This window comes from Methanosphaera sp. DEW79, assembly GCF_003266085.1.
GTDB lineage: Archaea > Methanobacteriota > Methanobacteria > Methanobacteriales > Methanobacteriaceae > Methanosphaera > Methanosphaera stadtmanae.
The window spans coordinates 13,931-34,949 of sequence record NZ_MUZW01000033.1; the positions used below are offsets into that span (position 1 = coordinate 13,931).

At 24.3% G+C, this 21,019-nt stretch carries 23 protein-coding genes; 13 read left to right on the forward strand and 10 right to left on the reverse strand.

From position 1 onward, the window contains the following. Window positions 1-151 precede the first annotated feature (151 nt). The 4 genes from BZ132_RS03430 to BZ132_RS03445 form a co-directional block, all read right to left on the reverse strand. Entirely contained in the window at window positions 152-658 is a 507-nt protein-coding gene (locus tag BZ132_RS03430; RefSeq protein WP_011406290.1) for a hypothetical protein, read from the reverse strand. A gap of 357 nt (window positions 659-1,015) precedes the next feature. Then, window positions 1,016-1,321 (reverse strand): MTH1187 family thiamine-binding protein, encoded by a 306-nt coding sequence (locus BZ132_RS03435; protein ID WP_011406291.1) that lies wholly within the window; start codon window positions 1,319-1,321, stop codon window positions 1,016-1,018. Window positions 1,322-1,326: 5 nt separating this feature from the next. Beyond that, entirely contained in the window at window positions 1,327-2,175 is an 849-nt protein-coding gene (thiM, locus tag BZ132_RS03440) for a hydroxyethylthiazole kinase (protein WP_286940505.1), read from the reverse strand. Window positions 2,176-2,323: 148 nt separating this feature from the next. Further along, window positions 2,324-2,698 carry a hypothetical protein gene (locus BZ132_RS03445; RefSeq protein WP_011406293.1) on the reverse strand — a complete coding sequence of 125 codons (375 nt, stop codon included), beginning with the start codon at window positions 2,696-2,698 and terminating at the stop codon, window positions 2,324-2,326. A 172-nt stretch (window positions 2,699-2,870) separates the two neighbouring features. On the opposite strand from BZ132_RS03445, the gene BZ132_RS03450 reads away from it, so the two are divergent. Next, on the forward strand, window positions 2,871-3,332 hold the full coding sequence (locus BZ132_RS03450; protein ID WP_011406294.1) for a universal stress protein: 462 nt from the start codon (window positions 2,871-2,873) through the stop codon (window positions 3,330-3,332). A 13-nt stretch (window positions 3,333-3,345) separates the two neighbouring features. Here the strand turns inward: BZ132_RS03450 and BZ132_RS03455 are convergent, their stop codons facing one another. Together BZ132_RS03455 and BZ132_RS03460 are read right to left on the reverse strand one after the other, a co-directional pair. After that, window positions 3,346-3,900, reverse strand: coding sequence for a DNA-3-methyladenine glycosylase I (locus tag BZ132_RS03455; RefSeq protein ID WP_011406295.1), 555 nt, complete (start codon window positions 3,898-3,900; stop codon window positions 3,346-3,348). A 9-nt stretch (window positions 3,901-3,909) separates the two neighbouring features. Then, on the reverse strand, window positions 3,910-4,575 hold the full coding sequence (locus BZ132_RS03460; protein WP_011406296.1) for a hypothetical protein: 666 nt from the start codon (window positions 4,573-4,575) through the stop codon (window positions 3,910-3,912). Between the two features lie 544 nt (window positions 4,576-5,119). On the opposite strand from BZ132_RS03460, the gene BZ132_RS03465 reads away from it, so the two are divergent. Further along, entirely contained in the window at window positions 5,120-6,052 is a 933-nt protein-coding gene (locus BZ132_RS03465; RefSeq protein ID WP_011406297.1) for a helix-hairpin-helix domain-containing protein, read from the forward strand. 50 nt (window positions 6,053-6,102) lie between these two features. Continuing rightward, the gene (locus tag BZ132_RS03470) at window positions 6,103-6,711 is read left to right on the forward strand and encodes an HAD family hydrolase (RefSeq protein ID WP_011406298.1); all 609 of its coding nucleotides are present in this window, start codon (window positions 6,103-6,105) and stop codon (window positions 6,709-6,711) included. Between the two features lie 23 nt (window positions 6,712-6,734). Here BZ132_RS03470 and BZ132_RS03475 read toward each other — a convergent pair whose 3' ends face one another. After that, window positions 6,735-7,040 carry a TIGR04076 family protein gene (locus tag BZ132_RS03475; protein ID WP_112149462.1) on the reverse strand — a complete coding sequence of 102 codons (306 nt, stop codon included), beginning with the start codon at window positions 7,038-7,040 and terminating at the stop codon, window positions 6,735-6,737. 253 nt (window positions 7,041-7,293) lie between these two features. On the opposite strand from BZ132_RS03475, the gene BZ132_RS03480 reads away from it, so the two are divergent. Further along, a complete protein-coding gene (locus BZ132_RS03480) occupies window positions 7,294-7,812 on the forward strand; it encodes a DUF1802 family protein (RefSeq protein WP_011406300.1) in 519 nt (172 codons plus the stop codon). Between the two features lie 42 nt (window positions 7,813-7,854). Here the strand turns inward: BZ132_RS03480 and BZ132_RS03485 are convergent, their stop codons facing one another. Next, window positions 7,855-8,724, reverse strand: a complete 870-nt coding sequence (locus BZ132_RS03485) for a 4Fe-4S binding protein (protein WP_011406301.1) — start codon at window positions 8,722-8,724, stop codon at window positions 7,855-7,857. Between the two features lie 185 nt (window positions 8,725-8,909). Here BZ132_RS03485 and BZ132_RS03490 point away from each other — a divergent pair, with 185 nt between their 5' ends. The 4 genes from BZ132_RS03490 (at window position 8,910) to BZ132_RS03505 (ending at window position 10,940) form a co-directional block, all read left to right on the forward strand. Next, window positions 8,910-9,167, forward strand: a complete 258-nt coding sequence (locus BZ132_RS03490; protein ID WP_011406302.1) for a hypothetical protein — start codon at window positions 8,910-8,912, stop codon at window positions 9,165-9,167. Between the two features lie 666 nt (window positions 9,168-9,833). Further along, complete coding sequence (locus BZ132_RS03495; RefSeq protein WP_011406303.1) at window positions 9,834-9,989, forward strand: hypothetical protein; 156 nt, start codon at window positions 9,834-9,836, stop codon at window positions 9,987-9,989. 136 nt (window positions 9,990-10,125) lie between these two features. Then, window positions 10,126-10,683, forward strand: a complete 558-nt coding sequence (locus tag BZ132_RS03500; protein ID WP_286940506.1) for a hypothetical protein — start codon at window positions 10,126-10,128, stop codon at window positions 10,681-10,683. Then, window positions 10,680-10,940: a hypothetical protein gene (locus BZ132_RS03505; protein ID WP_011406305.1), complete on the forward strand. Its 261-nt coding sequence runs from the start codon at window positions 10,680-10,682 to the stop codon at window positions 10,938-10,940. The genes BZ132_RS03500 and BZ132_RS03505 overlap by 4 nt, the downstream gene beginning before the upstream one ends. 207 nt (window positions 10,941-11,147) lie before the next feature. Here BZ132_RS03505 and BZ132_RS03510 read toward each other — a convergent pair whose 3' ends face one another. Together BZ132_RS03510 and BZ132_RS03515 are read right to left on the reverse strand one after the other, a co-directional pair. Next, on the reverse strand, window positions 11,148-11,393 hold the full coding sequence (locus tag BZ132_RS03510; protein ID WP_112149464.1) for a type II toxin-antitoxin system RelE/ParE family toxin: 246 nt from the start codon (window positions 11,391-11,393) through the stop codon (window positions 11,148-11,150). Then, entirely contained in the window at window positions 11,387-11,929 is a 543-nt protein-coding gene (locus BZ132_RS03515; RefSeq protein WP_048059722.1) for a hypothetical protein, read from the reverse strand. Before BZ132_RS03515 ends, BZ132_RS03510 begins: the two co-directional genes overlap by 7 nt. Before the next feature lie 228 nt (window positions 11,930-12,157). Between BZ132_RS03515 and BZ132_RS03520 the strand changes: the two genes are divergently transcribed. From BZ132_RS03520 to BZ132_RS03540, 5 genes are all read left to right on the forward strand, one after another. Further along, window positions 12,158-12,934, forward strand: a complete 777-nt coding sequence (locus BZ132_RS03520; RefSeq protein WP_011406307.1) for a TIGR04255 family protein — start codon at window positions 12,158-12,160, stop codon at window positions 12,932-12,934. Next, window positions 12,927-13,385: a hypothetical protein gene (locus BZ132_RS03525; RefSeq protein ID WP_011406308.1), complete on the forward strand. Its 459-nt coding sequence runs from the start codon at window positions 12,927-12,929 to the stop codon at window positions 13,383-13,385. Before BZ132_RS03520 ends, BZ132_RS03525 begins: the two co-directional genes overlap by 8 nt. 3 nt (window positions 13,386-13,388) lie before the next feature. Then, on the forward strand, window positions 13,389-13,745 hold the full coding sequence (locus BZ132_RS03530) for a HEPN domain-containing protein (RefSeq protein ID WP_011406309.1): 357 nt from the start codon (window positions 13,389-13,391) through the stop codon (window positions 13,743-13,745). Window positions 13,746-13,833: 88 nt separating this feature from the next. Beyond that, the gene (locus BZ132_RS03535; RefSeq protein WP_112149466.1) at window positions 13,834-14,223 is read left to right on the forward strand and encodes a hypothetical protein; all 390 of its coding nucleotides are present in this window, start codon (window positions 13,834-13,836) and stop codon (window positions 14,221-14,223) included. 613 nt (window positions 14,224-14,836) lie between these two features. After that, the coding region (locus BZ132_RS03540; RefSeq protein WP_286940507.1) for an S-layer family protein at window positions 14,837-21,019 on the forward strand (6,183 nt) is incomplete at its 3' end.

The following is a 21,019-nucleotide window of genomic DNA, read 5'->3' on the forward strand; positions in this document are numbered from 1 at the left end:
GTTTTTCTTATTTTTTTTAGATTAATTTCTTTTAGAATTATTATTAAAAAGAGCTATTTTATTTTTTTTAGAAAAAGTATAAAAATTGAGTGTATAGTTAATAAAAAAAATATAAATTCTTTTTTTCTTATTAATTAAAACACTATTTTTTTTAGTTTAAGATTTTAGTAGAATTAACTATTGATTCTATTGTAGATTCTTTAAATGTTTCATTCATTTTACCTTTAACAAATATGTGATATGTGTTGTTATCTTTACTATACCAGAAATGATAAGCATTACTTGTATTATTATCAACAGTGTTCATATCATCATCGGTGTCGTTATCAGTTGCATTTGAAACTATAACACCTTCAATAGAAATATTATTATAATTTGATGAATAATTTTCTATAGTGTAATTATTTGCATGTTTTTTGTTAAAATCATCAACTAAATCTTTAACTGTTTCATTTGTTTTAAGTCTATCAACTTTGATTATAGTTTTAGAATCAGATATTTTAATTGTTTTATCTGTGGAATTTATTACTTTATAACCTGTAGGGGTTGTAAAATTTAATTTAGGACTATTATCATTCATTGTAAAGAAGAATACTCCACAAACTCCTACTAAAACTATTAAAAGTATAACTAAAATACTTAATTTTTTAGTATCCATTTTAATCTCCCATTTATTTTAAAAAAAAGATATAAAAAATCTTGATTTTTTTTATATGATTTATTTTAAAAAAATAACGTTTAAATCAGCATCATATACTATTTTATACGTTTATAATATATAGTATATATAATTTATACAATATTTAAATTAGTTAAATGTTATTAAAATAATTTAAAGGTATTGTTTTTAGTTCTATTTTCATTATATTGAAAGTTTCATAATATATTCAATGAATTTCATTAATTTATTTAAAAAGTAGGCTTATTCATATTTTTAATTAATTTTCTTTTATTTGGTATTTTGAAAATGAAATTGTCTTTATAATATCTTACTAAAAAATTAAAGGTAAATTACTTATTCAAGTAATTTATTTACAGTATCAACCTTAGCATCAAGTGTACGATTTTCTAAATCTCTTCTATCATCAATTTTAATAACAGAATAAACTCTACCAATACCTGCTTCAAAAACTGCTTCTTGTGCTTTAGCTAATACTGGATATAATTCTTCATAACTATTAGCTTCAATCTGTGTACCCATACCAGTTAATTGGTAATTAAGATTAGAATCTTTAATGACTTGTACTGCTGCTGTTACAAATTTTTTTAATTCAGTACCATCTGTTCCAACTGGTAATATTGCAAAATCTGCTGTTATCATAAATATCACTCCAATTTATATAACTTTCCATATTTCATAATAGTTTCATCATTCATATTATACATCATATCAATCAGATATGTTCTAAAAGAACCTGAACCTTCATTATTTATTTCCATTTTTCTTCTTGCTAATTCTCCAGAAATAGCCATGGATAAACTTCCAATAATTGCTGCTTCTAGTGGACTTGTAATAGCACAAAAGGATCCGATAACACAGGTAAGCATACAACCACTACCTGTAATTTTAGACATGACTTCTTCACCATTATCAATAAGATAGATACTTACTCCATCTGAAATAATATCTATTGCACCAGAAACTGCAATTGTTGTATTAAGTTTATCTGCAACAGCTTTTACTAAAGAAGCATTTGATTTAATATTATCTTTTGTAATAATATCATCACTTGAAACATCTACTCCCTTAGCTACAGATTTTTCATCTGTAATATTAAAAAGATTAGCAATAGCTTTTATTTCAGACATATTTCCACGAATAACATCAACTGATGATTTATTAATCAAATCAATAGTAATATCATTTCTTAATTTAGAAACACCTACAGCAACTGGATCAAGAACAAGGGGTGTGTTTGTCTTTTTTGTATGACAAGCTGCAATTTGCATTGGTTCTATTTGATCTTCAAGTAAAGTACCCATATTAATGATAGTAACACCTGCAGCTTCAACAAATTCTTCAATCTCAGGAGCTTCATTTGCCATAGTTGGTGATCCACCAATAGCAAGTACAACATTAGCACAGTCATTAATTGTTACATAATTTGTAATACAATGTGTTAATGGACATTTATTTCTTAGTTTTTCTATATTTTTACTACATTGTTCTAACATTTTTTTATCTATTTTTCTAATTTTATCAGTATCCTTTAAAAAAATTTTTCTATAATAATATATTTATAATTATTAATATATAATAATTAGAAGATAGCTTCAATATGGATAATTTAGATATAAAAAAAGTTATGTAGAGGTTATGTTGTTAGGATGATATTTTTTCTTCTTCAATATTTCTATTTTTAGCTATAATTTTATTTTTTTTGGATTTTTTAAGAGCATATATTGTTATAGGAATTAAAATTATGAATATAACAAAAGCAGAAGCTGGTATTCCAAAATACCTTTGTACTTGTTCTTGAATAATAAGCATAACAAGTAATCCACCAATAAATCCAATAATCATTGATTTAAAAGTCATTCCATGTGTCCACTTACAATCCTCTTTCATTTTCCCAAAAAAAGGATCAGCAGGTTCTTTAAAAACGCCCTGATATTCTCCTATTGCTTTGGGAATTATGTATACTGAATAAACTAATAAAACTAGAACTATATATCCTGTTATTTCTGTTATTGTCAAATAAATGCTTCCTTTCATATTTATTTTTTTCTTTATATGTAGTATGTAATTTAAAATAAATATAAATTTTGGTATACGTAAATATTAGTTATTTTTTTTATTAGATAGAAAATATTTAAATTAAAACATAACATATTAATAAATAACTAATAAATAAGGATGGAGATGAAAAATGTACAATAAAATATTATTACCAGTGGATGGTTCAAAAAATTCTGAAAAAGCAATAAAACATGCAACTACATTAGCAATTGATGAAGAAGCAGAAATAGTCATATTGTATGTGGTGGATCATAGAAGTTTAACAAGCCTTCCAGAAAATGCTCTAGAAGATAAAGAACTAGCAGACTATGAAAAACAAGGGGAAGTAGTAACACAACGTGTAGTAGATCAAATAAATGGAATTATTAAAGAAACCTCTCCTGATAAAACAATAAAAACAGAAAAATTAATAGTAGAAGGAAATCCTGCAAACATCATAATAAAAGCTATAGAAAAGAAAGATATTGATGTTGTTGTAATAGCAAATAGTGGAAAAAACTTTGTTGATAGATTCCTTATTGGAAGTGTAACAGAAAGAATAATTAGATGTTCTACTGTACCAATTGTAGTAATACCAACAAAATCAGAGTAAAAAAAACTCTTTTTCAACTATTTTTTTTATATAGAAAACATTCATCTTCATGTGAATATATAACACCTATGGCTTGTAGAAATGAATAAATAATAGTAGGTCCAACAAATTTCATACCTCTTTTTTTAAGATTTTTAGAAATAGACTCAGATAAACTAGATTTTGTCTTATTATTTTCATATATAATCTTATTATTAGTAAATGTTTTAATATAATTATAAAAACCATTAAATTCATGACTAATATCAATAAATACACTTGCATTAACAATAGATGATCTAATTTTTAGTTCATTTCTAATAATTTTTTTATTTGCCATTAATGTTTGAATCTTATCTTCATCGTAACAAGAAATCTTTTCTGCAGAAAAATCATCAAATGCATATCTAAAATCTTCTCTTTTATTAAGAATAGTCTCCCATGATAGTCCTGCTTGAAATATTTCGAGTATTAACATCTCAAAGAGATATTCATCATTAAAATTAGGAACACCCCATTCATTATCATGATAATCTATGTATAATGGATTATCTATATTACACCAACTACATCTAATATTTTTATTCAAAAATATTCCTCACCTTTTCTTTAGATAAATTAGAATTTTACCTATATTATTTATATCATTCATATTTGTATATATATTAAATGTTTCAAAATCATTACAATCATTTATATAATCATAGTCTGTAGATAAAATACTTCCATCTTTAGCATAAAAGACAACAGTTATAGTAAGATCTATCTTTTTTGAAGAGTTTCTTATCTCACCACATACAGTAATACTTTCTTGATTAGAATCCAATTCTGCTACAGAAACATTTGATAGATCAATTCCTTCTTTTTCATAGTTATTTTTTAATTCAATATAACTACTTAATATTTCACGTTTTCTATCAAGACTATAAATATATTCTAAACCCATATTTTCTAGTACATCTTCTTTAGTTTTACCAGTAGGAATATTGATATCTGTAGATATATTTTCTAATGTTTCGATAATTTCATCTTGTTTATCTAGTATAGAATCTACTATTGTATTAAGATTATTATACATATCTTCTAATTTTTCAATACTTAACTCAAGATTGTGGATATGTTCTGATTGGTTTTGTTTATCAGATACTTTTTTATAAACTTCCTGTATTTTTTTATTTAGACTATTGAATTCATTTACCATATCATCATTAATTTTAAGTATTTGGTGTGTATTATGAATTTTATTTTCCTTATTTGATTCCATGGTGATAACCTCAAAAATAAGATTAATTATTATTAATAGATTTTATAAAAAGTATAATATAAATAATTTTATTATACTTTAATTAAATAGAAGGTTGATTAGTAAATGATTTTTTATAAAAATAGTAGTATTATATTAATTTTTTCGTTTGTATTTTATAACTTCTAAAAAAAACCTGAAAAACCTACTAAAAATAAGGAATCAATCAATAGATTAAAATATAATGAAAAATTCCCAATACCTATTGTTAAAAAATCATATGAAACTAAAGTAAGTAGAACAAAGGAAATTTCCATAATTCAAATAAATCAAAAAAATAGATATAATAGAAGATAAACCAAATTTTAAATTAAATTATTCAAGTTTAATACAACATATGAAAAAATGGAAAAGACACAAAATCTTACTTTAAATCATTCAAAAGAAAATAAAACAACAATACAACAGAAAAAAATCCAAAAGAATTTAAAAAAAAATATTTAAAATAGATATAAACAAGTCAATAAAATAAACCTACAATATTCAAAGTATCGGTGGTGATAATATGGATGATGAATATCTAAAACAATTAGACAATACTTTAAAAGAGTATGTTGCAACTATAACAAATAATATTACATTAATAAATAATATTATTGATAAGAATGATTTATTTGGTGTTTCTAAAGAGATTACTGAACTTTACAAAAGAACAGATGATTTATCTAAAACATATAAACAGTTGGATGAAAAAGTAATTAAATCACTAGCAAAACAAGAACAGATATTAAATGTAATGGGAAACTCTAAAAATTTTCAAAAACCATCAAAACTAAAAACTCAATTAAAAAAATCCAAATATGTGGCAGTGAAAATAAATTCTGAAAGGGAAAAGAGAAGTGGGGTAACGTTACATGATTTTAAAATAAAAAAAACCAAGACAAGACAAGGAAATTTCTTCATAATAGATGGTAATGTTTTTACAAAAGATTGTAAAGAATTAGATATAAATGTTTTTTTTGAAATATATGATAAAAATGGGGAATTGGTGGATAAAGACTATGATTTTATATCAGTAAGTAGAGAAAATCCGCTTCAGGAGGTATCAATGTCTTTTGATGTTAAAGATTTAGATTCAATAAAAGTAGTGAATGTATATCCTGAAATAAATAATAATCAAAATATATTTGATTATCAAAGTGTTGATTTGGATAATAGTAGAAATAGAAAAGAAACTCAACCAACTAAATCAATTCCAACCGAGTCATTCTCATTAGTTAATATAAATACTGCAGGTGTAAATGAATTATCAAAACTTCCTGGAATAAATATGATACTTGCAAAAAAATTAATTCAACTACGTCAAGATGGATATATTGTAACTTCTCTTAATGATCTAGGCCAAAAACTAAATTTAAAAGAGTTTGAATTAGAACAATTAGAACCATATATAACAATAGAACAAGATACTAGAAAAAGTAGAACATTAGATATATAATCTAACTTTTATTTTATATATAAAAAAAATAATTAGGAGTACTTTTTAAAATGAAAAAATTTTTTATCTTTGACTTTGATGGAACACTAGTTAATACATTAGATGATTCAGTAATAGCATATAATGAATCCTTAAAAATACATGGAAAATATGGAGAAAGTGTTAATAAGGATTGTGTGGATTTTGATAATTTTATTGAAAACATGGCAAAAGATAAGGAAGTTCTAAAAACATACAGGGAAATATATGACAAATGTAATAAGATACATACTCTTCCGTATCCTGGAATTAATTCAATGCTTGAAAAATTAGATAAATCTGATTCTGAAGTAGCAATATGTTCAAATAGAATACAGAACCTGCTGGATGATCTTACAGGAAAGTTTTTTTCCACAATAAATTTTAAGTATGTTATAGGACAAAAAATGGATGGATGTCGTAAACCTAATCCTTGTCTAATAAATGGTATTTTAAATAATGAAACTTATAAAAAAGATGAAATAGTCTATATAGGTGATAGAATGGTAGATATAGAAACAGCAAAAAATGTTGGAATTGATGTGGCAGTTGTAACATGGGGTCAGGGAAATAATAAAGCATATCATGATAAATATCCTATAAAAATAATAAGAAAATCAGAGGAAATATTATCATTATAATAAAAGTAAATTGGTTTGTATATCTATTTATCTATTGCTTCAATAAGAAAACTAACTGGTCTAAAACCATCGTTACATGAAATCATAGCTGATTTCTTATTTTTCATCCATCCATCATAAATATCCTCACCACCACAGGATAGGGCTAGAACAAAGGGTGAAATAGTACTCCATGCACTTTCACAGAAATTTTCTGGCCTATTCCATCCATTAGCTATGTATACTTCTCCTTCTTCTACATCACATGCATGTTCTATGGGATTTTCATATTTTGAAATTAAATCCTCATAACATGCCTTACGCATAACTGTAATTTTTACTTTTTTCATATTTATTCAACTACCTATATTTTAAATAATATTATTATCTAAATTTCATACTATATATTAGATAGTATGATGATTATCTAAAAAACTACTTTAGACAACAAGTTTAAGATAATATATATTAAATCATTAGTTAATAATAAATCATTAGTTTTTTATTAAATAGAAAAAAGAATACCTTTTTTTATTTTATAGAAATTATAATAAATGTTATTTTACAAAGAATATAACTAATGACTTTGGAGGTTTATTTACAATGACTGAAATAACTAAATGTCTAAATGAGTGGAATGCTACTATTGAAGCATTAGGATGTGGAAAACAATCAATTCTTATTAGAAAGTACTCTACAACATTAAATGAATTCTTATTATATCCAACAGTAAGTTATGCTAATAAAGATAACTACTTGGATAGTTTTAAAAATGAGGATATTGATTTTGTTAAAGAAAATACTCTTCCAAAATCTGTTGATAAAAAATATGAAGTTAAATACTATGCAAAAGTAGAAGAAATTATTGAAAAATCAGCAAATAGGATAGGTTCATTAAATAAATATCATATATGGACACGAGATCATGTAAGTAGTTATTTAGATGGTAATAAAGCTAAAGTATGGCTACTTAGAGTATATAAATTAGATAAACCAATATTAACTAAACGAAGTAATGGAATGGTATTTGCTAATACTAATAAGAAAATATCACTTAGTAATATGAAACCAGTAATTAGTGATGTTGAATTTAATAAAATTAAAGAAGATATAATTGGATAATAATATATTATCCATTTTATTGTTGGATATTGTTTTTTTAAATCATGAGTTTTTAGTTATATCTTTTAAAATAGTATTAATAACTTTATTTTCCCCAATTCTATCCATAACATAGGATATACGTTCATTATCTTTCCCAAATTCCATATAATATTTTATAATAGAATCAACAACAGATAATATTTCTTCTTCTTTAAATATTCCAAGTGATATTCCATTTTTTATATTTCTACCAAGCATTCCTCCAATAAATATTTCAGCACCTTTTTCTTTAGTAGTTATAGCTTCAAATTTACATGTTCTTACACAATCACCACAACTTACACATAATGTCTTATTTTGAACTACTTTCTTATTGATAATTTCAAGTGCTTTAGGTTTACATACATCTACACATAAACCACACCCTACACATTTATTTCTATTAATTTGTGGTTCTGTTATACCAGTTATTCCAATATCACTCATGGTTGCCTTAGCACAGTTATTTACACAGCCATTTACACCTATTTTACATTTATGTGGAGTTTTCATACCAAAATATTTATCTTCTAATTTTCTTGTTATTGATTGTGTATCAATATTCCCATGAATACAAATTGTTCCTTTACATGATACAAGTGGTCTTACCTTAGGGCCAGTTCCACCATGCTTTAATCCTAAAGTTTCTGCTTCTTTTAGAAATTCTTCAACATCCTCATCTTTTATCCATGGAATTTCTATTTGAAGTCTTGTGGTTTCTCCAACATATCCTTGACCATACTTTTTAGATAAATGGGCTATGTTTATTATATCTTCAGCTGTGAAATTTCCTGCCCTACTTAATAATCGTACTGAAAAATGTTCTCTATCATTTTGTAACAATACTCCCAGTGGTTTTAATTCATTTTGTCTTTTAGAATTCACTACCATAATATAACCTCTAATGCTATCTCTATTACTTATATTATAAATCTTTTTAGATGAATTTAGTTATTTAAAGTAGATTAAACTTATAAATAACATTTACAATGTTATTTTTTTTAATAGTTATGTATATTTTTATTTATTTAAGCTAAAATAAGAAAGAAACATGGTTATTTTATATTTTCATTATTTTGGAAACAAAAATAGAAAAACAATATAATAAAATATTAGATGAAATAAAAACACTTGACGAATTAATACAAACAACAGAATATACACATAATACAACAAAAGAATTAAAACAAGCAATAATCAATACAATACAATCACTAGTAGACCAGGAAGCAGAATACACATACAATGAAATAAGATATAATGGTTACTTTGACAAAATAAGAGATGCAAAAATAAAACTTGGATTAGCAAATGAAACAGAGAGGAAATCATGAAAAAACGAAGAAAACATTTAACACGTGATGATATAGCATGTATAATGGCAGTTACTGGAGTGCTTGTTATTATTTTTTTAAAGAATGCTGGTTTCGTTTGTTAGGGAAAAATAAGTAGTTAACTGATAAAAGAGGTGAACTAGGAAATATAAGATAAGGAATACTAGTTTATCGTTAGTAGGCTGTAAAATAGAGTAAATTAATATAATAAGATGAAAAATAAGTAAACAATAATTTACATGTAATAACTAAACTATAAAGTAATATGAATCTCAAAAGATTAGGAGTATAGTTATATGGCCGTTCCACGACAAATCTTCTAATTTATATTATCCGAATAGTCCCTATGAGTTTAGTGTACTTCCCCTTGAAATTAGGTCAAGTATATGAGAATTTTTTAGGAAAAACAACATTCAAAGTAGCAAAAATATAGAAAAAGAAAGGAGATAAATAGTATAACACAATACTATTTACTCCTAAAACTAATTTTAAAAAATAATATTAAAAATTCACTCCCACAACGAAGTAAAATAATTCTCATGAGCCTGCTTCAAAAAAAATAATAAAAAAATAAAAAACAGACTATATCTAAACAATTGTCATTCACATCATATATATATATAAAAAGGAATTATATAAAAATTAAGAATTACATAAAACAATTACATGAGTAAAAATAACAAAAGTCTTTTTGATGATTATAAAAAATTTGAAAGAATACTAAAAATTAATCCAGATAATAACGTTTTAGACACAAGTACAGAAGATTTTTTAGCACCTACAACTTTAATTCCTCTTTTAATACACGCTATTAAAAAATGATATTCAAGAATTTCATACTCATAAAGATACACGAGATTATGTATTACATATATTAAAAAGAGAACAAATAGGTAATAACACACCATTTAGGATATTACCAAAAACTAAAGAAGCTTTTAATGATGAATCAATTTCAATGGAAGTTGGAAATTTAATTACAGAGGATTATGCGGGAAAACAATCAATTAACTTCGTTATCTCAGAATTGGTGAACAATATATATGATCATACATCATTCGAAAAAAAATATGCAAGTCATGGTTATATCTATGCTCAACTATATCCTATCTGGAAAAAATTAGATATAACTGTATATGATGATGGATTATCTATTCCTGGAAGATTTGATAAATCAAATGTAGACTATGAAAATGATTGTCATGCTATTGAAAAAGCATTAACCCAATTTACAACTATCAAAAATAGACAATCTGAACGAGGAAATGGATTAGGGTCATGTATGAAATTAATCAAAGCTAATAAAGGTTCAGCTTTAATTGTTTCTAGAAAAGAATGTTTAGAAGTAGATGAAAAAAGAAAAAAATATCATTATCATAACCTAAACAATGAAAAATTATTCAAAGGAACATTAATAACATTAAGATTTAGGGATAACCCCATAAATTTTTATGAAGCATTGGATGATGGATACATTCATGGAACACCCTACAAATACGTGGAGAATAATATATGAAAAAAATAATTTTAAACGAAATTTACTCTTCTCATTTAGAAATGAGTTTCACAGCAGAAGATTTATTTACCAATCAAATAAACAACAATGACTTTTCAGAGATAATAATAGATTTCACAGGAATAACATTCATGAGCTTGTCATTCACACAAGAATATGTCTACCAAAAAACCCATACAAGTAAGAAAATAACAGAAATAAAAATGCATGAAGACATTAAACCAATGTTAGAACTAGTAGAAAAAAGAGAAAAATAAACCATTTAATGTATATGTACTGTATGATAATTACTAATTTTTAAACTCTTTTACTAAATAAAAAAAATCACGTCCCTCTAATAAAAGGGGAATGATGTGATGGTGTACATAGAAAGAACAAAAATTGAACAGTATGTATATCAATAGTAAGTAAAAATATAACGTAAACCTAATTAATAAAAAAATATTCAAAAAAAAAGAATAAATTTATTGTTTATCTTTATGATAAACATCTAAAAATACTATAAAATCTTTTTGCTCTTCATAAACATAAGACAAACGAAATGGAGAAACATACACCTCACGAGTACCCTTACGATTATGTCTCATAGGCTTACCAATCACTGGATTAGACACAATTTTCCGTATCTGCTTCTTAACACGAAGCTTATAAGTATTATCAAGATTGGATATAACTTTACAAAAATGGTCATCATAAGATACAGTTACCATTTTTCCAACTCACCCAGAAAATCAGATTCACCCATAGAAACAAGAGAACTTTCATCAATATCAGTAAGTAAATTTTTTACATGTTTTTCATGTTCAAAATCATCTTTAAGAATATGATGGTTAAAATATTGTTCATGTTCTATTAACTTGTCATGTATATATGGTAGTTTAGTTTCGTATTCTGTTTGACTAATCTTATCTTCCATGTAATATGAAACAATTAAATCTAATAGTTGTACGGATAGTTTTTGTAATTCAAGTCCAAAGGTTAAGTTAGTTAATGTATTATTTTCTTCAATAATATAGTTTACATTATCATTTGCTGTCTTGACTTCCATTAGTTCATCGTATAATTCATATAAGTGTTCTGTGGGTAATTTATTGTTTTTGATTCTGAGGGATATGTCGTTTATTTGGTAGTTCAGTTGGGAGTATGAATCAGAGTCAATCTCTTTGATTAGAGAGTAGGAGCCAAGGTTAGTGAAAAAGTGGGATATGGTATTATTGAAGGTTTGAAAAGCATTTATGTTCATCATATTATTTTCACCTTCTGTATGTTTAATATTATTATAATTCTTTGTAGTATATACAATTATTGTACTAATAAAGTGAATTATAAAATACATAAGATGAACTAAAATAATATTCAATTTATTTTTTTGTATGTTTGGTAATATTTTTTAATATAATTAGTATGACTTAAATAATAAATACTTCTTAAAAGATAACTATCAATAGAAAGAATTAATGGAGAAATTTTTATTATGAAAAAAGGTGAAAGATATGAAAATCCTTATTTAACTGAAGTTATAGTAAGGATTAATTTTTCTACAATACTTGCATTATCAGGTAATAATGAAAGTGCTGCAGAAGATTTTCGTAAGAATATATTTGAACAATATCCAATAGCCTTACTGAAAAAAAATCATGAAGTGAATATTGGATTAAATATTCAATCAGATGGCTTTAATCAAATTAATCAAAGAGATAAAATAATATGGGAATTTAAAAATAAAGAAGATAATAAAAAAATAGAATTATCTGATTCATATGTTTTATTAACATACACTAAAGAAGCTTATACCAATTTCCGATATTTACTACAAGACATCATATTAATATTAGATGCATTGAAAAAATATTCTCCTATAAACCCACATTTACTCCAGTTACGATATATTAATCAACTATCAGGTAAATCAATTGAAGAATTAACTAAATGCATTAACAAACCTTATTTCAATGAAGAGATAATAGATTTAAATGGTAAGGATACCTTTGTTCAAAATCTAAGTAGATTAACAATAACTGAAGGAAAATATCTTTTAAATACCCAATATGGACTGTTTAATCCAGGTTATCCGAATCCAAATTTTGAAAAGAATTATATACTGGATTTTGACTGTAGTTTTTATAACATTGAATCAATGAATCAAATAAATGAAGAATTAAAAGAAATGAATTATTTTATATGGAAGCAATTCCAATTAGCTATAACAGATAAACTAAAAAAAGAAATGAAAGGTGAATTAGATGAATGAAACAATATCATATAATGAATTAGAAAAAACCAATTCAAATAATATTCACCCTTATTCTGAACATAGTAAAACAATAAGCACTGACGATTATTTTAAACAACTTTCAGAAAATAAATTCTATTCTGAATTCCAAGAATATTTATCAAACAATTATTCACTTATTAACAAAGAAGAAATAATTAATTTTATAAGTTATAAACCATTACTTACAGAGCTCATTAAAGAATTAACTGTAATAATTAGAAAAAGTTTTGAAAAAAATGAATTAAGTATGGAATTCATACAAGATCCAGAAATAACTGACTTAAAATATTTAAATATATATATCCATTCTAGTGAAGAATCATTTAATAAAGATTGGAATACTTTGAAAATAATAAACCAAGATATTAGACAATTAAAATTACTGGATAATTCAATCAAAAAATATATACTGGTGGATTTGTGGTAAAATATGGGGTTTGATTGGAAAAAATATCACGAGGTAGGGGAACATCTTAAAAACTATTCTGAAGATGAAGCATATCAACGTGCAGCTATCAGCAGATATTACTATGCTTATTTCAATATAATTAGGAGATACTTTGAAAAAAAGCACTATGAAATTCATTCTAAATATGTACATCAAAAACTTATAGATGAATTAAAGAATTCCCTTGATGATAATGAATATCAACTGAGTGATTATTTAAAAAGATTCCGTGGGTATAGGAATAATGCAGATTATGATGACAAGTTTAAAGCACGGAATATACAAAAAACACAGAAATTAATTAAAGATATGGATAAGATATTATCTAAACTTCAATAACATCATCACACTTTTTTTTTAATTATTTTATTATTATTAATATTATTATATATAATTATAAATAATGTTTAGGATGTGAAATAACACTATGCGAAATAAATTATTAATAACTTGTGGACTTATTGTAATTATAGTAGCAGTTGTATGTGTAGGTGTAATATATAATTTCAATGATACAAATACTACAAATTCATCTCTAAATTCCACTAATAATACAACAAATTCAAATCAAGAAACAAGTTCTAAAAATTTAAAATCATCAACAAACACCAAATCAGACCCAGATAAGAAATATCGTTATTCAGAACAGTATGGAACATACATAACTGAATATACAGATTCAAATGGTGTACAACACATAGATTCAAAAGATGGATCATATAAAGGATCTTATGATCCTGTAACTGGTGGATTTGAAGAATATTCAAAAGAATATGGTTATGAATCAAATGGACGTCCTATTCGAAGTGCAGTATAGTTATCATATGAATGATTTAATAAGTAATTATTTTTTAGATAGTTCTGAAACAAAATTAAAACATTTAAGACATTTGAAAGATAAATAATTAGTTGTAGAATAAATAGTTTCTTTAATTATGGTGCTATTTATTCTATTTTCTAATATTAATACCTATTTTACTATTTAATGGTAAAATTTTTATATTAAGTATTATTTGTGTAAAATCTGATTTTAGAGTATAAATATTTTAAAAATTATTTTGTGAATATGACTTTTCTAGAAAACCATTATTTTATAATAATTAATCATTAACTTTTATCATTTAAAATATTTATTATCCTTATAAATTTTAACTAAAATACGATTTAACAGATTATAATATTATTAATCATAGAATAAGTCCATTTCCCCCCCCCTTTTTATCTAAGAAAATATACTTATTTTCTAAAATTATTTAAAGTTAATTTAATTGAATTAAATTTAAATATAATATTTCTTAAATTAGTAATAACTAAGGTATATCTTAGTTATATTTAAAATATATTTAATTTATTTTAAAAAAAAGGAATAATGGGAAAAAACCATTGATTTCTATTATTCTTTAAAAGAAATGGAGGAAAAGTGATTTAAAATGAAGAATAAAATATTAATATCTTCTATATTTTTAATAGTATTATTATTTAGTCTTTCAACAATAACGGCAGTAGACACTAATACAACAAATATGAATACAATAGAAAAACAAACAACAGACACGACAAAATCTACTCTAAACATAGTATCAAACAATGATAATAATGAACTTAAATTTAATACAACAAAAAAAGAAATCATTCCAAAAAATAAGGAAATTAAAACAAAAACCAGTTCAATTAAAGAACATGGAATAGCTAACACTAAAACTTTAAAGAAAAATAATGAAGTTAGTTATTATGTATCAACAACAGGATCAGATAATAATACAGGTTCAAAAGATAATCCATATAAAACAATACAATATGCAATTGATAAAACAACAACAAATAATACATATAACATTTTCATTAAATCAGGAAATTATACCGGGGTAGGAAATACTAACTTAACAGTAAATGGTAATCATAAAATTAACTTCATTGGTGAAGGTATCAATAAAACAATACTTGATGGAGAAGCAAATTATGTGATAGACCCTAATCCTGGTTATGTATGGGAAAGTTCAAAAATTTGGTGGCCATATATTAATGCTACAGGTAATTATGGAATGACTATAACAAAGGGTAATGGACATATTTCTATTTATAATTTATCAATAGCTCATATGTGGAGTCCTGGAGGAAGTAGTATCAGTGCATATCCTCATGCAACTATTGATAATTATGGAAATTTAAGCATAAACTCTGTAGAATTTCATGAAAATTATGCAGGTGTAGGAGCAGGTGTTAGAAATAATTATGGTGCAACATTACTAGTTAATAATTCCCTATTTGAAGAAAATCGTAAAAGTAGTTCTACAGGAAATAATGGAATTATTTATAATAATGGTACAGCAACCATATTAAATTCATTATTTAATCATAATTATGCTCGTTGGGGAACAATATTAAATGATAACAATATCACTATGATAAATACAACATTATCTAATGGTATTGGTTATGATGGAAAGAGTGGTTATAAATATGGAAGTGGTTTTGCATGTAACTCTGGTGGGGCTGACTTTTATTTACCAGGATTTTTCTTAACATACAATAATATAATCAATTGTACTTTTATTAAAAATGATCAAAGTGATATTTATGGTTATCAAGGAAACATTTATGCTTATGGAAATAAATTTATTAATTCTACAGGTATTAGGTTAATTGATAGTCAAAATTCAAATATAACCTATAATATTATAAACAATTCAATGGAAGATATTGTAGAATCTACTATTAGTACTACTTTAACTACTGGTGCTAGAACATATGCTATTGATGCTCAAATTACTAGTAATAATTTGACTATAATAAATAACACAATTTCAATGGATAGAGGTACTGCTATCAGTATAAAAAAAGGAAATATTATTAACAATACAATTATTATGTATGGTCCATCATATGTTATAAAAAAAGCTATAGAAGTTAGTGGATCTAATTCTACAATAACTAATAATATTATAAATGAATATATTGAACTTAAGGGAAATTCAAATATAATTACTAAAAACAATATAGAAACAACTTCAAACTATGCAATATCAGTATATAATTCTGCTATTAATAATACTATTGTAGAAAATAATTTAGTTTCTAAAGAATTAATTGGAGATTATGCTGTATATGGAAATAATATAAAAAATACAATTATAAATAATACTCCAATGCCTAATAGTGATGATTTATATGTAAGTCCTATTGTTAATGAAGCAAGAAATGGAACTATGGATAATCCAACTTCTTTAACTGATGCACTAGAGAGAATAACAAGTACAGGTACAATATACTTATTTTCAAAAAATAAAAAATATGACTTATTAAATTCAGTAATAATTAATGAAACAACTGTTAAAAATACAAAAACAGTACGTATCAAAGGAATTTTAAATAATACTCCTGTATCTGGAAATAACAAAACTCAACTATTTAATATAAAAGAAGGATTTACTGTAATACTGGATAATTTAAAATTTATCAATGGTACTTCATCGAATGGTGGGATAATATATTCAGAAGGAAATTTAACAGTAACTTCATCAATATTCCAAGATAGTTATGCAGACAATGGTGGGGCAGTATTTATAAATAAAAGTGGAAATCTTATATTAAAAAATAACTCTTTTAAAAATATAAGTTCTCTAAATGAAACATTAATATTTAATTCAATAGGAAACAATCTATTAGAAAATAATACTTATGAAAATTGTGATATTAAATTAAAAAAATTTACAATAACAGCAAGTACTTCAAATCCAAATCCTATTCTAGTAAATAATACTATAACTGTTAATATAGATAATGTAATTCTAGAAAATCCAACATATTATGATAGTAACATAACAAATAATATCAATTATAGTATTTATAGAAATGATATTTTATTAGATACAATTACTACAACTTCTTATACATTAAATTCAACAATACCTACTAATATTACAACATATATAATATCTAATTTTTCAAAAGAAAAATCAAATACATTAACATTTAATATAATTTACTTAAAAGCAAAAGCAATAACTTCAAACACTCCAACTACTATTGTGTTTATTAATGAGGATATACACATCACAACAACATTAATTGATGAATTTAATCAACCAGTAACTAGTGGAGTTATTAGTTATTATAATAATACAATCCTTATGGGTACAGTAGAAGTAATAAATGGAAGTGCAAGATTAACATTAAATAAAACATCTAATATTGGAACAACAGAAATAACTATAAAGTATACTGATGCTAGTAATATCTATGAAAATCATACAAATAAAACATCACTTGTAATATTAGATAATGTATATGTAAGTTCAGAAGTTACACAACCAGCTTCAGGATCAATAGATAATCCAACAACACTTACTGATGCTTTATCTAAAATAAAAGATGAAAAAACAATATATTTACTTAATGGGATTTATTATATAAATAATCAAATAACAATTAGTAAAAACACTACTAATGCAACGACATTTAATATTATTGGTCAAAAAGATGTAACATTTTTTGGACAAAATAAATCATCCATGTTAAATATTACTAAAGATTTTACTATAAAAATTACTAATATTACTTTTAGAAATATAAATAAAGAAGGACTTTATGGTGCAATAGTTAATATGGGAAAATTAACATTGATAAATACTACTTTTTTAAATAATTATAATGAATATGCTGAGGGTACTGCATTACATAACTATAATGGTACTGTTATAATAGAAAATTCATCATTTATTAATAACACTGGGAAAAATGGTGGAGTAATATTTTCAAAAGGTAATTTATCTATATCTAATACATTATTTACTAATAATTCTGCAGAATATGGTGGAATAATTTATTCAGCAGGATATGTTCAAAGAATAATGTTATATCCAGGATTTTTCATATATAAAGTAATGTCTGGAAATCTTACAATATCTAACACTACATTTAATAATTCCATAGCAAAAGAGGATTATGGAGCAATATATTTCTTAGGAATAGATTTAGTATTAGAAAACAATACTTTTAGTAATATTCAATCAAAAAATGAAACAATAGTAATTAAAGAAATTACAAATAGAATTATGAAAAATAATGTGTATATTAACTGTTCTATAAACTCAACAATTCAAATATCCTCTGATGCTACAAATCCATCACCTATGAAGGTAAATGATACTTTAAAATTCAATATAGATAATATAAAAATTAAGAATCCTAGAAATTATGATGATAACATAACAAGTAGTATTAAATATAATATATATTTAAATAATATTAAAATTGACACAACAGATTATAATCCAAATTCATTTAATATAATACCTACAATACATGATACAGTAACATTATATGTCATACCTACATTTACTAAAACTAAATCAAACACACTTATTCTTGATGTGGAAATATATGGTCTTAAAAATACTATTATTAAAGCAGAAAACACAGTAAGTTATAGTGATGAAAATACGACAATAAATATATCAGTAACTGATAAATTAGGAACATTAGTATCTGATGGTGGAATAATAAGGATATATGAAAATAATATATTGTTAGGTGAAGCTCCAACTCACAATGGTGTAGCTATTATTAAAATAAATCCATTATCAACAGGAATACATAATATAACTATAAAATATATTGGAACAGAAACGGGAATTTACAATAATCAAACAAACACATCATCTATATTCTCATTGGGAAAACATGTCTATGTAAGTCCAGATGTAACTGAAATACAAGAAGGTACATTATCTAATCCAACAACACTTAATGATGCTTTATCAAAAGTTGGAAACTATGGAACAATACATCTATTATATGGTACTAATGGAATATATTTCATTAATGAACCAATATATGTAGCTTATGGATATTTACATTCAACTACTAATAATATTAATATAATAGCTCAAAATAGAGTAATATTTGATGGTAGTGGTAATAATATGAGAATAATGAGTATAATTTATCGAAATGTATCTATGACTAATATCTCCTTTATCAATTCTAGATCAATAGTTAATAATGGAAATTTAACTTTAATAGATTGTATATTTGATAATAATACTGCAGAAATAAAAAATGGTGGAGCAATTGAGAATAATGGACATTTAATTATTATAAATAGCACATTTATAAACAACAAAGCTATTAATGGTGGAGCAATTAGTAATGGGGGAACTATTGAAACAAAAGGAAAAATATTATTCAAAAACAATGTTGCAGAACAAGGTGGAGCAATTAGTAATAATAATTTTGGAAAAATAGATATGAATGGTGAAATTTTATTCATAAATAACACTGTTAAAGGAAATAATAATGTCTATGCTGGAGCAATCTATAACTTAGGAAATATAACATTAACAGGTAACACTTTATTTATAAATAATACAGCAAGTGGTAATAGTATTATTTATGGTGGAGCAATTTACAACAAAGGAAATATAACTAGTATAGGAAATACTACCTTTAATAATAACAAAGTAATAGCAGTAACTGCAGGATCTGGAGGCTCAATATATAGTTTAAGTGGTGTACTTATTTTTGAAGGAAACAACACCTTTAATAATAATGAAGCTACTACAAATGGAGGAGCAATACAATTACCAACTTCAAATACTAAATTAATATTAAATAACAATACTATATTTAGTAATAATAAGGCATATGAATCTGGAGGAGCTATGTCTATCGTGACAGCCCTATTTGAAATAAATGGAAATATAACATTTAGAAATAATTCTGCAGATAAAGGTGGAGCATTATATTTAGTTGGAAGTAAATATATTCCACGTAAGTATAATATAGTAAATGCTATATTTTTAGATAATAAAGCATTTATTGAAGGTGGAGCAATTTACACAAATTACATAAATCTAACATTAGAAAATAATACTTTTACTAATATAATAAGTCCAAGTGAAACATTATTCCTAAATACTACAGGAACAAATATTTTATCTAATAATACATATATAAACTGTTCAATATTAACAACACCTATAATATTAAATTCAAACAAGTCCCCAAACTTTTTATTAAAAATAAATAGTACTATTATATTAATGCTTGAGCAATTTGAATTAATAAATCCTAGTTATTATGATAGTAACATATTAGATAATGTTTCATATAATATATATAGAAATGATGAACTTATAAAAAATAGTGATTCAATGATATATAACTTAATAGTTGATACAGATAGACAGATAACTACATATATTATTCCAAGTATTTTAAGTACTAAATCAAACATATTAACATTTAAAGTACAAAGTTATACTAATGTAATAATAGATCCAGTAATTGCACAAGTAGGCGATATAATTAATTTAAGAGCACAAGTAACAGATAGTGAAGGAAATCCAGTATCTAATGGACGTGTAATATTTAAAGTAAATGGTAAAACAATAAGAGATAATAATGGAAATATAATTTATGTACAAGTAATTAATGGAATAGCTATACTTGAAAATTATAGAGTACCAACAACTTGGATAAAATCAAAACCAGTACTAAATGCAGTTTATGGTGGAAATAATCAATATATAACTGGAAGAACAAATAATACGATACCAATAAATATAACTAAGAAAGAAGTATCTATGACAATGACAACAAACACTACAACA

Bases quoted from the DNA above. Each gene is read 5' to 3' on its own strand.
- BZ132_RS03520 (WP_011406307.1), top strand. From the start codon at position 12,158: ATGAAAAAAGGTGAAAGATATGAAAATCCTTATTTAACTGAAGTTATA.
- BZ132_RS03465 (WP_011406297.1), top strand. From the start codon at position 5,120: ATGGATGATGAATATCTAAAACAATTAGACAATACTTTAAAAGAGTAT.
- BZ132_RS03435 (WP_011406291.1), bottom strand. From the start codon at position 1,321: ATGATAACAGCAGATTTTGCAATATTACCAGTTGGAACAGATGGTACT.
- BZ132_RS03470 (WP_011406298.1), top strand. From the start codon at position 6,103: ATGAAAAAATTTTTTATCTTTGACTTTGATGGAACACTAGTTAATACA.
- BZ132_RS03495 (WP_011406303.1), top strand. From the start codon at position 9,834: ATGAGTAAAAATAACAAAAGTCTTTTTGATGATTATAAAAAATTTGAA.
- BZ132_RS03485 (WP_011406301.1), bottom strand. From the start codon at position 8,724: ATGGTAGTGAATTCTAAAAGACAAAATGAATTAAAACCACTGGGAGTA.
- BZ132_RS03525 (WP_011406308.1), top strand. From the start codon at position 12,927: ATGAATGAAACAATATCATATAATGAATTAGAAAAAACCAATTCAAAT.
- BZ132_RS03460 (WP_011406296.1), bottom strand. From the start codon at position 4,575: ATGGAATCAAATAAGGAAAATAAAATTCATAATACACACCAAATACTT.
- BZ132_RS03475 (WP_112149462.1), bottom strand. From the start codon at position 7,040: ATGAAAAAAGTAAAAATTACAGTTATGCGTAAGGCATGTTATGAGGAT.
- BZ132_RS03510 (WP_112149464.1), bottom strand. From the start codon at position 11,393: ATGGTAACTGTATCTTATGATGACCATTTTTGTAAAGTTATATCCAAT.
- BZ132_RS03480 (WP_011406300.1), top strand. From the start codon at position 7,294: ATGACTGAAATAACTAAATGTCTAAATGAGTGGAATGCTACTATTGAA.
- thiM (WP_286940505.1), bottom strand. From the start codon at position 2,175: ATGTTAGAACAATGTAGTAAAAATATAGAAAAACTAAGAAATAAATGT.
- BZ132_RS03500 (WP_286940506.1), top strand. From the start codon at position 10,126: ATGGAAGTTGGAAATTTAATTACAGAGGATTATGCGGGAAAACAATCA.
- BZ132_RS03530 (WP_011406309.1), top strand. From the start codon at position 13,389: ATGGGGTTTGATTGGAAAAAATATCACGAGGTAGGGGAACATCTTAAA.
- BZ132_RS03505 (WP_011406305.1), top strand. From the start codon at position 10,680: ATGAAAAAAATAATTTTAAACGAAATTTACTCTTCTCATTTAGAAATG.
- BZ132_RS03430 (WP_011406290.1), bottom strand. From the start codon at position 658: ATGGATACTAAAAAATTAAGTATTTTAGTTATACTTTTAATAGTTTTA.
- BZ132_RS03535 (WP_112149466.1), top strand. From the start codon at position 13,834: ATGCGAAATAAATTATTAATAACTTGTGGACTTATTGTAATTATAGTA.
- BZ132_RS03515 (WP_048059722.1), bottom strand. From the start codon at position 11,929: ATGATGAACATAAATGCTTTTCAAACCTTCAATAATACCATATCCCAC.
- BZ132_RS03450 (WP_011406294.1), top strand. From the start codon at position 2,871: ATGTACAATAAAATATTATTACCAGTGGATGGTTCAAAAAATTCTGAA.